Raw genomic sequence first — 13,413 nt, 5'->3', positions numbered from 1 at the left:
TTTCATTGAATATTGTAAGCGTTTTTACACAAAGTGCATAGCAACGAATCTCCTAATTTGCATATCAGTTTCATATAGTACATGACTTGCATGTTTTGGATGTGCTAAAATAAGAGAAACATGACAATAAAATAGAGAGGAATAAGCAGTCATGAAATTGTGGATGAGAAAGACCCTTGTGGTTTTATTTACCATTGTAACGTTCGGGCTCGTATCTCCTCCGGCTGCCCTTATGGCGGACAAGCCTTCCGGACAGCCGAGCAGTCTTGAGCAGAATGATTACACCGCTTTTTATGATGAGCATGACCTGTATGATGATGAGTCGGATGACAGGCAAAATCCTGAACTGCTTTTTCAATCGTACAAGGAACAGCTCCTTGACAGCGCTGAGGATCAGTCCTTTTTAAAATTCGGCAGCAGAATCGCTCCGGTCATTGAGGATGACTATCGGAAAGAGATCCTGCCAAAAATCGAAAATGTGATTAGTGAATATTTAGCGACATTGCAAGATGATGAGGCGTACCAAGATGTTGTGATCTCAAGCATGCCTTCAGCGGGCAAAACGGAAAAAATTTTCAACGTTTACAATCGGACAACTGGAGAAGATCTTCTCAGATTCCATGTGCGAAGAGACCATCCGCCGCATGACGGCTACTGGTTTAATTTTCATTATCATACAGCAGAAGATGGATTTCAATCACATCATGAGCTTGGGAGCATTTACTGGGACCGCAACACGCCTCCCAACTGGATGAGTGCCTAAAGGAGATGCCATTAGACATGAAAAAGTACACAATGAATGAAATGGTCGATATAACAAAGGATATGCTGAACAAACGGGGCGTTATGATAGAAGATATTGCACAGATTGTTCAAAAACTTCAGGAAAAATACAATCCAAATCTGCCGCTCAGTGTTTGCATGGAGAATGTAGAAAAAGTCCTGAACAAACGTGAAATTATTCATGCTGTTTTGACAGGCCTTGCACTCGATCAGCTTGCAGAACAGAAGCTTCTCCCCGAGCCGCTGCAGCACCTTGTTGAAACGGATGAACCGCTTTACGGCATAGATGAAATTATCCCGCTTTCAATCGTTAATGTGTACGGATCGATCGGTTTGACCAATTTCGGTTATTTGGATAAAGAGAAGATTGGAATTATTAAGGAACTTGATGAAAGTCCAGACGGTATTCACACCTTTTTGGATGATATTGTGGCAGCTCTTGCTGCAGCAGCGGCGAGCAGAATTGCACATACGCATCAGGATCTGCAAGATGAAGAAAAAGAACAGGATGAAAAGCCTGTCGTCAGCTGACTATAAAAAAATCATTTCTGGGTTCAGAAATGATTTTTTATTGTGTTACACTACTAGAAGACTACTTTTAAAGGATGAAAAAAATGAAACAGTATAAGGATTTATGCAGACATGTTTTAGAGCATGGTGAGAAAAAGGGAGACCGGACAGGGACCGGAACAATCAGCACTTTCGGATATCAAATGAGATTTAATTTACGGGAAGGCTTTCCGATGCTCACCACTAAAAAACTCCACTTTAAATCAATTGCGCATGAACTGCTGTGGTTCTTAAAAGGAGATACGAATGTACGCTATCTGCAGGAAAACGGAGTGCGAATCTGGAATGAGTGGGCTGATGAAAACGGTGAACTTGGACCTGTATATGGCTCCCAATGGCGTTCTTGGCGGGGAGCTGATGGAGAAACCATTGATCAAATTTCCCGTCTTATTGAAGATATTAAAACAAATCCGAACTCCAGACGCTTAATCGTCAGCGCCTGGAATGTTGGTGAAATTGATAAAATGGCGTTGCCGCCGTGCCATTGCCTGTTCCAATTCTATGTGTCTGACGGCAAGCTGTCCTGTCAGCTGTATCAGCGCTCTGCCGATGTTTTCTTAGGTGTGCCGTTTAATATTGCATCTTATGCCCTCCTAACCATGATGATTGCTCATGTGACTGGGCTTGAACCGGGCGAGTTCATCCATACGTTTGGTGATGTTCATATTTATCAAAATCATATTGAACAAGTCAATTTGCAGCTGGAAAGAGATGTTAGACCGCTTCCGCAGCTTCGTTTCGCCAGAAAGGTTGATTCTATTTTTAACTTTGCATTTGAGGACTTTATCATCGAGGATTATGATCCGCATCCTCATATAAAAGGGGCGGTCAGCGTATGATTTCATTCATTTTTGCGATGGATGCCAACAGGCTTATCGGCAAAGACAATGATTTGCCGTGGCATTTGCCCAATGATCTTGCATACTTTAAGAAAATAACATCGGGCCATTCAATCATTATGGGCCGGAAAACATTTGAATCGATCGGACGTCCGCTTCCAAATCGGAAAAATATTGTCGTTACCTCAGCGCCGGATTCAGAATTTCCGGGATGCACGGTTGTCAGTTCATTAAAGGATGTACTGGACATTTGTTCAGGCCCTGAAGAATGCTTTGTGATCGGAGGGGCTCAGCTCTATACGGACCTGTTCCCTTATGCGGACAGACTGTATATGACGAAAATTCATCACGAGTTTGAGGGTGACCGTCATTTCCCTGAATTTGATGAATCCAATTGGAAGCTGGTTTCTTCTGAGCAGGGGATCAAAGACGAAAAAAACCCGTATGATTACGAATTTCTAATGTATGAAAAAAAGAATTCTTCTAAAGCGGGAGGATTTTAATTGGTTCGCTACAGCCTTCTAGTGGTTTATATTGTGTATATGCTGTTAAAAAATATGAAACAATTATTTAATCAAACAATGCTCGATCCCCGTCTGTCATACAAAAAACAGATGACTCTTGTGTACGAACAGCCAAAGGCGTTTTTGGAAGGCTGTATCGGCATCTCCGGTTCAGTTGTGACAATCCATCAGCCAGAGCCAATACCACACGGTCCTGTTTTGTATGTGCATCCCCGTTTGCGTTTGGCTGAACTGGCCTTAATTGCTGGATATATTGAGGAACCGGCCGGCTTTATCGCCAACCCAAAAGTGTTCCGCTTGCCTTTTATCGGGCAATGGCTGGATCGGATGGATGTGATTTCAGACGGTGATTCAGAAAAGGTATATGAAGATGTGACAAAACAGCTGGAAAAGGGACAAAGCCTGATTCTTTCACTAGATGGTTCTATTGATCCTATAGAACTTGCGGCCCGCTATCATCTTCCGTTGGTGAGGGTGGAAACGAAAGGAACAGATAACATGCAAAAGGGCTCGTTTTTTAAACGCTTAAAACCGGCAGACATTGAATTGTCCTTTTCAAAAGCTTATATACCTGCCAATGAAAAACAATTACGTGCATAAAAAAAGCGCAGTCGTGAAGACTGCGCTTTTCTGTTACTGTTACGAAAGGAACGGCACCTTTACACAATAGAAGAGCACGCAGAAAAACATGGCAGCGCTCCCGCCCAATACAAAGCTGTGCCAAATGGCGTGATGGAAGGGGATCTTTTTCCAAATGTAAAAGATGGTTCCGACAGAGTATAAAATGCCGCCGAGAAAGAGAAGGCTGAATCCCGCTCCGCTCAGTGAAGCATATAAAGGTTTAACTGCAATAATCATCAGCCACCCCATGACTAAATACACGAAGGTTGACAATAGGATAAACCGTTTCACAAAGAAAATTTTAAAAACGATTCCGCCTAGGGCAAGTGACCATACGATAACCAACAGGGTAAAGCCGAGTGTGCCTTTCAGCGGCCCAAGCAAAAAAGGCGTGTAGGTTCCGGCGATGAGTACGTAAATCGCGCTATGATCAATAATCTCCAAAATGTCTTTCGTTTTTTTATGTGTGATGCTGTGAAGCAGGGTGGAGCTCAAATATAACAGCAGCATAGAGACACCGAATATTGTAAAGCTGACAATGTCCCATGCAGACCCGTAATTAGCCGCAAATATGATTAGAAACACTAATGCTGGGATGGATAAGAGGACACCGATGCCGTGTGTAATCGCATTGGCGATCTCTTCTTTGATTGTAAACAAGTACATTCTCCTTTCGATCGCTAGATCATTTGATTTTTTAACGTCTCTATAAAGCTCAAGCCCTCAAAGGTAATTTTTGTGCCTGCGCGTCCGCGGCTTTTGGTGACATAATCTTTTTTCTCCAAATAGTCGAGACGGCTTCTGACCTGCTGAGGAGTTAACGAGGTTTGGGTATTTTTGCTGTGTTCAGAAATGATCCGTCTGCTGGCAGGTTCTCCTTTTTCGTTCAATACTTTTATTGTTTCCAAAATAAACAAAAACTCAGCTTTTTCCATTAAAGTCAGCAGCTTCGCTTTTTTCTTCGACGTTTTTCCGTCTATCGCGCCTCTAATATATGGCGGCAGGTCATATGGCTGAATCGTTCCTCCGCTTGATACTGCCGCCATATAATCTGCAGCGTTTTTTAATTCCCTGACATTTCCTTCAAATGCATGCTTCTCAAGCACCTGAAAAACGGAGGGATCGATTAACAATTGCTGACCGGAATTTGAGAGAAAATGCTGTGTCAAAAGCGGTATATCGCTTTTTCGTTCCGATAATTCGGGCAGTGTAAGCGTTAAAATGTTCAGTCTGTAGAATAAGTCTTGCCTGAAGGTATGTTCCACGGATCGGTCTGCAGAAGCACAGATCATTCGCGGTTTCTCCGTGTCTGAATCAAGCGCTTTTAACAGCTGAGCTTGTACAGAAGCAGGCATGCGCCATACATCATCAAGAAAAAGGGTTCCTCGTACCGCTTTTTGAAAAGCACCTGTGTTTCCGCTAGGGCCAAAAAGCTCATGAATAAGGGTTTCTTCCGAATGGGTGCTGCAATTGACGCTTATAAACGGTTCATTGCTTCTCGAAGATTCCAAGTGTATGGCATGTGCGAAGTGATTTTTGCCTGTTCCGATTTTTCCTGTTATTAAGACAGGAAGCTCCGATAACGAGAACTGCTTGGCGATTCGCTTCGCTTCCAGGAAAGTTTGATGTTCTCCGATTAGTTGTTGAAATGTATTGAGTTTTGGTGCACTATTCATCAATTGGCTCCTTTTGGTTCTAATTGGTTTGATTATATCATGCCTTTTGGTTGAAAACACCCTTTATTTTACGATCATCTTTTTTCTTGGCTCTTCAGGATAATTGTTGAACAGAAGTTACCACAAGATGTGGTGGACATAGTCTGTATTTTTTTAATTATTAAATAAAAATAATTGTCTTATTTTTTGAATATTCATGTTATAATGGCATATTAAATAGGGATTTAAAACAAGAAAGGAATCTGTACATGAAACCGTTGTTGAAAGAAAACTCTCTCATCCAAGTGAAAGACATTTTGAAGGCTCACCAAAACGTAAAGGACGTTGTCATTCACACACCTTTGCAGAGGAATGACAGACTTTCTGAGAGATATGAATGCAATATCTATTTAAAACGTGAAGACTTGCAAGTTGTCAGATCTTTTAAGCTCAGAGGGGCTTATCATAAAATGAAACAGCTTTCCAGCGAGCAGACAGAGAACGGAGTTGTGTGTGCAAGTGCCGGAAACCACGCTCAAGGTGTGGCATTTTCGTGTAAACATCTTGGCATTCACGGGAAAATTTTTATGCCGTCTACTACACCGAGACAAAAAGTATCTCAAGTTGAACTATTCGGAAAAGGATTTATCGATATTATTTTGACAGGTGATACGTTTGACGACGCGTATAAAAGCGCCGTTGAATGCTGTGAGGCTGAATCGCGGACGTTTATCCATCCGTTCGATGATCCGGATGTGATGGCCGGACAGGGGACGCTCGCAGTCGAGATTTTAAACGACATTGATGGAGAACCGCATTTTCTTTTTGCAAGTGTCGGAGGCGGCGGCCTTCTCTCTGGGGCAGGTACATATTTGAAAAACGTGTCTCCTGATACAAAGGTAATTGCTGTTGAGCCGGCGGGAGCGGCATCCTACTTTGAATCAAACAAAGCTGGGCATGTCGTCACACTTGATAAAATTGACAAGTTTGTAGATGGGGCGGCTGTTAAAAAAATTGGCGAGGAAACCTTCCAGACGCTGGAAACTGTCGTTGATGACATTCTCCTTGTGCCTGAAGGAAAAGTATGTACATCCATTCTTGAATTATATAACGAATGTGCGATTGTTGCTGAACCGGCCGGAGCTCTTTCTGTCGCAGCGCTTGATTTGTACAAAGATGAAATCAAAGGAAAAAATGTGGTGTGTGTGGTCAGCGGGGGGAATAACGATATCGGAAGAATGCAGGAAATGAAGGAGCGTTCCTTGATTTTTGAAGGTCTTCAGCATTATTTTATCGTCAACTTTCCGCAAAGAGCGGGGGCGCTCCGCGAATTTCTTGACGAAGTCCTCGGGCCGAATGATGACATTACAAGATTTGAATATACGAAGAAAAATAATAAAAGCAACGGACCTGCTCTTGTCGGCATCGAGCTGCAGAACAAAGCCGATTATGGGCCGCTGATTGAACGAATGAACAAAAAACCGTTTCATTATGTAGAGGTGAACAAGGATGAGGACTTGTTCCATTTGCTGATCTAATTTTTTTACACAACCGCGCAAAATGACAGACAGCCCGGCTGGCATCATATATAATAGAAGAAAAACAAAAAAGAGGATTGATAGCTTGTTACTCAAAAGCCTAGAGTTCAAACGCGGTGACGGGATTCAGGTGAAAGTGACAGAAATACCTGTATTAAAGGAAGATGAGCACTATTTCTTTATGTTACATCACCATTTGCAATTCTACTTAAAAGAAGTGTTTTCATCAAACAGCAGGGCAAAAGTGTATTCTTTCCGACATTATATGAAGCGCCGGATGAAGTGGGCAGATTATCAGGCTGTATTTCATCAAGAGGTGTTAAAGCACAACGCGTAACATGCCGTTTTTTACCTGCATGCCCTCCTTTGTAATCGTTAATGGGAGGCATGCAGGATTTTTTTTGCTCAGTATCGAATACAAACATGGGACAGTAAGGACGGTTTTAGAAAGCGTTTTTATGATGGCTGGAAAGGGTGGATGTCATGAAGGTTATCAAGGGATTAACGGCTGGGCTGATTTTTCTGTTTTTGTGTGCATGCGGAGGACAGCAGATTAAAAATCCGCTCAATTACGAGGTGGAGCCTTTTACATTTCAAAACCAAGACGGCAAGAACGTTTCTTTAGAGAGTTTAAAAGGAGAAGTATGGCTGGCGGATTTTATTTTTACCAATTGTGAAACTATATGTCCGCCAATGACCGCTCATATGACCGATCTGCAAAAAAAACTGAAAGCCGAAAATATAGATGTCCGCATCATATCATTTAGTGTTGACCCAGAAAACGATAAGCCGAAACAGCTGAAGAAATTTGCCGCAAATTATCCATTATCTTTTGATAACTGGGATTTTCTCACGGGATACAGCCAGAGTGAGATTGAGGAGTTCGCACTTAAGAGCTTTAAAGCGATCGTAAAGAAGCCGGAGGGAGAGGACCAAGTGATTCATCAATCTTCTTTTTATTTGGTAGGTCCGGACGGTAAGGTGCTGAAAGATTACAATGGAGTGGAGAATACACCGTACGATGATATCATTTCCGATGTGAAGTCAGCCAGTACACTCAAGTAAGCTAAGAGACTAGGCATTTGCAAATCTTCTAAAACATGATACACTTTCCACTAGTAGAATGGGAAGGAGCAACAAGATTGAAGCTGCGCATTTTTTCAATCATGGCCAGTTTGATTTTGCTTCTTACTGCGTGTACGAGCATACGTACATCATCTGAGGGAAAACAAAAAGCCCATGAAACGAAAACAAAAGAACACATTGTCATAGCGGCTGTCGGGGATTCGCTGACAGAAGGAGTCGGAGATCCCGACGGAAAGGGATATGTCGGCAAGGTGGCGGATTCTATCCGGTCAGATAAACAAGTCAAAACGGTCGACGTGAAAAATTATGCTGTAAAAGGGAACCGTTCGGATGATTTATTAGAAAAACTAAAAGATAAAAAGGTTCAAAAAGGCATAAAGGACGCAGATTATGTCTTTTTTACAATTGGCGGTAATGATTTGATGAAAATCCTTCGCCAAAACTTTCTGCAATTAACCGTTGAACCGTTTCAGGAAGCGGAAAAACCGTACGAAAAGCGCTTTGAAAAAATCATTTCTGAAATTCGCGAGCTGAATGATCACGCTAAGCTGATTTATGTCAGCATGTACAATCCGTTTACGTTTACATTATCAGAACTAAATGAAATAAATGGTGTCGTCACGGATTGGAACCATATTGCTGAAAAAGAGCTGAAAAAAGATAAACATGCAAAAATCGTTCATATCGAAGATTTGTTCAATCAAAAAAGTGACAGCAGCCGAATTTCTGAGGAAGATGATTTTCATCCTAATGGTACGGGTTATTCTCTTATCGCAAAGCGCGTCTATCAAGCCATTAAAAAAGAAGGATTACCGAAAGAGTAGGGTGACAGCATGAATAAGTGGAAGCGACTGTTTTTTATATTGCTTGCAATTAATTTTATCCTCGCCGCCGGGTTTGTGGCACTTGTTTTGCTCCCGGGGGAACAGGCTCAGGTGAAGGATTCATCTGAGAGCGAGTATGGATTTCAAGTGACAAGCACAAAAGAATCATTAGCTGCGTTTGTTAACTCATATTTAAACGACAAAGCATCAAACAAGCTTGATTATAAAGTAGAGATTGATGATGATGTTCATGTCGCAGGGAAAATCAAGGCATTTTCCACGTCTATTGATGCGTTTATCGCTTTTGAGCCGACCGTGAAAAAAAACGGTGATGTAGAGCTGAATGTCACGAAATTTTCGTTAGGGAAATTGAGTATACCAATTAGCTTTGTGTTAAATTATATGGACAGCTTTTATGAATTGCCGTCATTTGTCCATGTTCACCCCGGAGATAAAAGCATTGAAGTGCGTTTGTCAGAAATGCCTTTAACGAATGGAATGTATGTCAAAGCGGATAAGATAAATTTAGAAAAAGATGAAATTGAGTTTTCCTATTACCATCCTAAACAATAGAGGTGACTGAAAATGAAACGGATTTACCAGTATTTCAGTTTATTATCCTTTACATTTTCCCTGTACTTCGGCTGGCTTGCTTATCATCATCTGGCTGCTGAAGACATGGATCAAATGTATTTGAATGTTTCCTATTGTGCCTTGTTCCTAAGTGTGATGGTGTTTACATTCGGTATGCGAGACCGAAAAAAAACCGATAAGTCATGAAAAAAGAGACATGAAACAACGTCTCTTTTTTCATGCGGTCCAAAGAAAATTTGAGAACACAAGGAGAAAAGATGAAAGCATACGATTTTACACAGGGGAACGTGCTGAAACAGCTTGTACTGTTTTCAATGCCTATTATGCTCGGAAACGCATTGCAGGTTTCCTTTCAATTTATAGACAGCTTGTGGATTGGCAATTTACTGGGGGCAAAGGCCCTTGGGGCAGCCGCGGTATCAAGCACGATTGTTTTGACCGTGCTGTCTTTTATTTTGGGCCTTAACAATGCGACGTTAACCATTTTATCTCAGCAAAAAGGAAAAGATGATGTAAAAGGAATGGCGTCGTATATTAACGCTTTTGTTGTTTTATTAACAGGCCTAAGCATCGGATTCGGCGTTGCCGGTTTTTTTCTCTCAGAGCTTTTGCTGCGTCTTCTAAAAACGCCGGAGTCAATGATTCCGCTTGCTGAGACGTATTTACAGATTCAATTTATCGGCATTTTATTTTTGTTTGGTTATAACTTTATCAGTACTGTGCTTCGTGCGCTGGGTGACAGCAAGACACCTCTCCGGTTTATTGCGTTTGCTGTTGTACTGAATACAGTGCTTGCGCCGCTCTTTATTTCTGTGTTCCGCATGGGAATAGCGGGAGCGGCTTATTCAACGATTTTGTCACAGGGCATTGCGTTTCTGTATGGGTTGTTTTATGTCATCAAACACAAGCTTGTGCCATTCTCGATTCCGAGAATGCCCAAGTGGGAAGAGTCCGCGCTGATTTTGAAACTCGGGATTCCGGCAGGTCTGCAGATGATGGTGATTACAGGCGGTATGATGGCGATTATGAGTGTTGTCAACTCATACGGGGATCACGTGGTATCAGGCTTTGGCGCGGTGCAGCGGCTTGATAGCATCATCACGCTTCCAGCAATGGCTGCCGGTACGGCCGTCAATAGTATGGCAGGGCAAAATATTGGAATCGGAAACGAAAAAAGAGTGGGAACAATTGCAAGGCTGGGTGTGATAGCTGTTATTTCCTGCATGCTGGTGATTGCGGTTATGATTTGGGTATTTGGTAAATATCTCATAAGGTTATTTATCAGTGAGCCCGATGCGGTCGCATTTGGTGAACAATATTTGAAGTGGATCGCGTTTTTCTACCCTTTTATTGGGATTAATTTTGTGCTGAACGGAATCGTCAGGGCCGCGGGAGCGATGCTGCAGGTTCTGGTATTAAATTTAATCTCGTTTTGGGTGTTGAGATATCCTTTCACAGCTCTATTTTCAGCTTGGCTTGGACAAAAAGGAATCGGGCTTGGAATCGGAATGAGTTTTTTATTTAGCAGCTGCGCGGCATTTTTGTATTATAGATATGGCCGCTGGAAAGCAATGAAGCTGTTTACTGAAAAATAAGTGAAGCACTGCGAAAAGCACATACCTATATATCGGTATGTGCTTTTTTTCACCGTTTTTTATCAAGTTTGCTGAAGAGCTCGATTAACGTGGCAAGTTCAGCATCAGTGTAGCAGTCAAAGCGTTTAAAGAAATATTCCGTTTTTTTCTCGTTAAAGTGCTGAAGGACTTTTTCGCCCGCTTCAGTGATATGAATGCGGATGATGCGTCTGTCTTCCTTCGATCTGATTCTCGTAATCCATTCCTTTTCTACCAGCGCATCGGTCACAGCCGTAATGTGGCTTGCCGATACCTCTAAAATAGGCGCAAATTCAGTGACTTTTTTAGGCCCTTGTTCACTGAGGATCCGAAGAATGGTGAATTCATTCCGCGACAGCTCTTTATCTAAAATTTCATTGATTTCATTGCGTATTTGTTTAAAGACTTTACGGAGTAAAGTTTCCATATCGTACATCATCTGTGTTCTTACTTTCAAATTTGTGAACCTCCATTACATAAGCATATTGCTTAAAACCTATAGATTTTATTGAAAAGCAGAATCATTTTCATTCTATTTTTACATGCTATAATATAATAATACCACGTATTAACAAAGGAGGCACCAGTATGTCTGAAAAAAAAGAAATCGCCACATTTGCAGGAGGCTGTTTTTGGTGTATGGTTAAACCTTTTGACGAACAGCCGGGAATTGAAAAAGTGGTGTCCGGGTATACAGGCGGCCATACTGAAAACCCTACGTATGAAGAGGTGTGCAGTGAAACGACGGGACATCGTGAAGCCGTTCAAATCACGTTTAATCCTGATGTATTCCCTTATGAAAAACTGCTTGAATTATTTTGGCAGCAAATCGATCCGACAGATGCCGGGGGGCAGTTTGCTGATCGCGGCAGTTCCTATCGCGCAGCCATTTTTTATCATAATGATAAACAAAAGGAGCTTGCGGAAGCTTCCAAGCAACGTCTGGCGGAAAGCGGCATCTTTAAAGATCCGATTGTAACGGACATTTTAAAAGCTGAACCTTTCTATGAAGCGGAAGGCTACCATCAGCATTTTTATAAAAAGAATCCAGCACATTATCAGCGCTACCGGACAGGTTCCGGACGAGCGGGATTTATCAGCGAGCATTGGGGGGCTAAATAAATGGCGTACAATAAAGAAGAAAAATTGAAGTCATTAAATCGCATGCAATATGAAGTAACGCAAAATAACGGCACGGAGCCGCCATTTCAAAATGAATATTGGGATCATAAGGAAGAAGGGTTGTATGTAGACATTGTGTCAGGCAAGCCATTGTTTACATCCAAGGATAAATTTGATTCCCACTGCGGCTGGCCAAGCTTTACAAAGCCGATTGAAGAAGAAGAAGTGGAAGAAAAACTGGACACGAGCCACGGCATGATTCGCACAGAAGTAAGAAGCCGAACTGCTGATTCTCATCTTGGCCACGTATTTAATGACGGACCGGGGCCAAACGGACTTCGTTACTGCATAAATTCAGCAGCGCTGCGGTTTGTTCCGAAGCATAAGCTGAAAGAAGAAGGATACGAAAGCTATCTGCATCTCTTTAATAAATAAAGTGTTAAAAACAGGCCTGCCTAATGGATAGACAGGCTTGTTTTTATGCCTTTTTCTCTTGATGCAATTCTTCAATAATCTGAGCAATTCTTTCTTTCGTAATGAGCGGGGCTTGATCTGATTGATACCCAGGCAGATTGACTTTGCGAAAGCCAGGATGTTTTTCCGGCTCTGGAAGGATTGCATAAAGGTTGCCCCATTCATACAGTGATTCAATTTCATGTGGAGATGTTAATTCTTCGTGAAGCTTTTCACCTGGACGCTTGCCCACTTCTACTGCAGCCGGCCGCGGGAGCCCGTGCTGCGATGCATATTCTTCAAACCCATGAATCAGTTCTTCAAGTTTCAGTGATTCCATTTTGAAAATAAAGGTTTCTCCGCCTTTTGTAATAGCAGCTGATTGTAATGTCAATGTAGCTGCATCGTCTATTGACATGAAAAATCTGGTCATGTTTTTGTCTGTGATGGTCAGAGGTTCACCCTCCATCATCTGTTCAAATAATATGGGGATGACCGAACCTCTGGAACCCAGAACATTTCCAAAGCGGACCGAACAAAACAAGGTTCCTTTGTTTTGGACGTGGCGGTTTGCTTGATGAAACAGCTTTTCAGATAACAGCTTGGTGGCACCCATTGTGTTCACAGGAGATACAGCTTTATCTGTACTGATATTAATGACATGCTGCACTCGGTGTGAAAGGGCAGCTTCCACCACATTTTGTCCGCCGATGAGATTGGTCTGAATCGCTTCAAATGGATGGTCCTCACATGTCGGAACCTGTTTCAGCGCAGCCGCGTGAAAGACGATATCAACGCCTTTCATCACCTGATTCACCCTTCTGTGATCGCGTACATCTCCGAGTACAAATAATAGCCGCTTATCCTCCGCATACTTTTGGCTCATGACATACTGTTTACTGTCGTCTTTGCTGAATACAATCACCTGTTTAGGGGTAAGCAGCAAAAGGCGTTTGACAATTTGACTCCCGATTGAACCCGTTCCGCCAGTGACTAAAACTGTTTTGTTATGGAAAAATGGTTTTAGTTCTGCTGTTTGCTGTTTAGGCATGGCTTATCCTCCAACTCTCGTTTCTCTACCATGCATCATATGTTCAACTTTGTAATCGAATTAATGAAAGCAACCAATAAAACAAAATTTAGGGGAATGATCATGTCACAAAGTGTTCTTTTTTAATAGATAATGGAAAA

The 13,413-nt window shown here is 42.0% G+C and carries 18 protein-coding genes; 14 read left to right on the top strand and 4 right to left on the bottom strand.

Features of this window, described 5'->3' with window-relative positions; genetic code table 11:
• Positions 1 to 151 precede the first annotated feature (151 nt).
• The 5 genes from AC07VD_RS14285 to AC07VD_RS14265 all read left to right on the top strand — a co-directional run bounded on the left by AC07VD_RS14285 (position 152) and on the right by AC07VD_RS14265 (position 3,316).
• Positions 152 to 763 carry a YpjP family protein gene (locus AC07VD_RS14285; RefSeq protein WP_080529448.1) on the top strand — a complete coding sequence of 204 codons (612 nt, stop codon included), beginning with the start codon at positions 152 to 154 and terminating at the stop codon, positions 761 to 763.
• Between the two features lie 17 nt (positions 764 to 780).
• Positions 781 to 1,314: a phosphatidylglycerophosphatase A family protein gene (locus AC07VD_RS14280; RefSeq protein ID WP_019258702.1), complete on the top strand. Its 534-nt coding sequence runs from the start codon at positions 781 to 783 to the stop codon at positions 1,312 to 1,314.
• An 83-nt stretch (positions 1,315 to 1,397) separates the two neighbouring features.
• Entirely contained in the window at positions 1,398 to 2,192 is a 795-nt protein-coding gene (locus AC07VD_RS14275; protein WP_024572096.1) for a thymidylate synthase, read from the top strand.
• Entirely contained in the window at positions 2,189 to 2,695 is a 507-nt protein-coding gene (gene dfrA, locus AC07VD_RS14270) for a dihydrofolate reductase DfrA (protein WP_042976322.1), read from the top strand. The genes AC07VD_RS14275 and dfrA overlap by 4 nt, the downstream gene beginning before the upstream one ends.
• Positions 2,696 to 3,316: a 1-acyl-sn-glycerol-3-phosphate acyltransferase gene (locus AC07VD_RS14265; RefSeq protein WP_494721829.1), complete on the top strand. Its 621-nt coding sequence runs from the start codon at positions 2,696 to 2,698 to the stop codon at positions 3,314 to 3,316. It begins immediately after the preceding gene.
• A gap of 39 nt (positions 3,317 to 3,355) precedes the next feature.
• Here AC07VD_RS14265 and trhA read toward each other — a convergent pair whose 3' ends face one another.
• Both trhA and AC07VD_RS14255 read right to left on the bottom strand, forming a co-directional pair.
• Positions 3,356 to 3,997, bottom strand: coding sequence for a PAQR family membrane homeostasis protein TrhA (trhA, locus tag AC07VD_RS14260; RefSeq protein WP_004398522.1), 642 nt, complete (start codon positions 3,995 to 3,997; stop codon positions 3,356 to 3,358).
• A gap of 20 nt (positions 3,998 to 4,017) precedes the next feature.
• Positions 4,018 to 5,013 (bottom strand): sigma 54-interacting transcriptional regulator, encoded by a 996-nt coding sequence (locus AC07VD_RS14255; protein WP_494721830.1) that lies wholly within the window; start codon positions 5,011 to 5,013, stop codon positions 4,018 to 4,020.
• Positions 5,014 to 5,261: 248 nt separating this feature from the next.
• Here AC07VD_RS14255 and ilvA point away from each other — a divergent pair, with 248 nt between their 5' ends.
• The 7 genes from ilvA to AC07VD_RS14220 all read left to right on the top strand — a co-directional run bounded on the left by ilvA (position 5,262) and on the right by AC07VD_RS14220 (position 10,629).
• Positions 5,262 to 6,530 carry a threonine ammonia-lyase IlvA gene (ilvA, locus tag AC07VD_RS14250; protein ID WP_129092481.1) on the top strand — a complete coding sequence of 423 codons (1,269 nt, stop codon included), beginning with the start codon at positions 5,262 to 5,264 and terminating at the stop codon, positions 6,528 to 6,530.
• Between the two features lie 85 nt (positions 6,531 to 6,615).
• A complete protein-coding gene (locus AC07VD_RS14245) occupies positions 6,616 to 6,867 on the top strand; it encodes a YpmP family protein (RefSeq protein ID WP_004399020.1) in 252 nt (83 codons plus the stop codon).
• 146 nt (positions 6,868 to 7,013) lie between these two features.
• Complete coding sequence (gene scuA, locus AC07VD_RS14240; protein ID WP_024572006.1) at positions 7,014 to 7,595, top strand: cytochrome c oxidase assembly accessory protein ScuA; 582 nt, start codon at positions 7,014 to 7,016, stop codon at positions 7,593 to 7,595.
• 77 nt (positions 7,596 to 7,672) lie between these two features.
• Positions 7,673 to 8,440 (top strand): SGNH/GDSL hydrolase family protein, encoded by a 768-nt coding sequence (locus tag AC07VD_RS14235; protein ID WP_494721831.1) that lies wholly within the window; start codon positions 7,673 to 7,675, stop codon positions 8,438 to 8,440.
• 9 nt (positions 8,441 to 8,449) lie between these two features.
• On the top strand, positions 8,450 to 9,013 hold the full coding sequence (locus AC07VD_RS14230) for a YpmS family protein (RefSeq protein WP_015251867.1): 564 nt from the start codon (positions 8,450 to 8,452) through the stop codon (positions 9,011 to 9,013).
• A 12-nt stretch (positions 9,014 to 9,025) separates the two neighbouring features.
• Positions 9,026 to 9,220, top strand: a complete 195-nt coding sequence (ypmT, locus tag AC07VD_RS14225; protein WP_003230808.1) for a protein YpmT — start codon at positions 9,026 to 9,028, stop codon at positions 9,218 to 9,220.
• Between the two features lie 71 nt (positions 9,221 to 9,291).
• Positions 9,292 to 10,629 carry an MATE family efflux transporter gene (locus AC07VD_RS14220; protein WP_024572007.1) on the top strand — a complete coding sequence of 446 codons (1,338 nt, stop codon included), beginning with the start codon at positions 9,292 to 9,294 and terminating at the stop codon, positions 10,627 to 10,629.
• 49 nt (positions 10,630 to 10,678) lie between these two features.
• Here the strand turns inward: AC07VD_RS14220 and AC07VD_RS14215 are convergent, their stop codons facing one another.
• Positions 10,679 to 11,104 (bottom strand): MarR family transcriptional regulator, encoded by a 426-nt coding sequence (locus tag AC07VD_RS14215; RefSeq protein WP_004398634.1) that lies wholly within the window; start codon positions 11,102 to 11,104, stop codon positions 10,679 to 10,681.
• 131 nt (positions 11,105 to 11,235) lie between these two features.
• On the opposite strand from AC07VD_RS14215, the gene msrA reads away from it, so the two are divergent.
• The gene (gene msrA / locus AC07VD_RS14210; protein WP_014477117.1) at positions 11,236 to 11,769 is read left to right on the top strand and encodes a peptide-methionine (S)-S-oxide reductase MsrA; all 534 of its coding nucleotides are present in this window, start codon (positions 11,236 to 11,238) and stop codon (positions 11,767 to 11,769) included.
• Positions 11,770 to 12,204 (top strand): peptide-methionine (R)-S-oxide reductase MsrB, encoded by a 435-nt coding sequence (gene msrB / locus AC07VD_RS14205; RefSeq protein ID WP_024572009.1) that lies wholly within the window; start codon positions 11,770 to 11,772, stop codon positions 12,202 to 12,204.
• 43 nt (positions 12,205 to 12,247) lie between these two features.
• Here the strand turns inward: msrB and AC07VD_RS14200 are convergent, their stop codons facing one another.
• The gene (locus AC07VD_RS14200; RefSeq protein ID WP_336805252.1) at positions 12,248 to 13,273 is read right to left on the bottom strand and encodes an SDR family NAD(P)-dependent oxidoreductase; all 1,026 of its coding nucleotides are present in this window, start codon (positions 13,271 to 13,273) and stop codon (positions 12,248 to 12,250) included.
• Positions 13,274 to 13,413: the final 140 nt, after the last annotated feature.

This window comes from Bacillus sp. GW821-FHT01G09 (genome assembly GCF_059422205.1).
The sequence above is the reverse complement of the archived record's forward strand: the minus strand, read 5'-3'. Positions and strand labels throughout refer to the sequence as shown.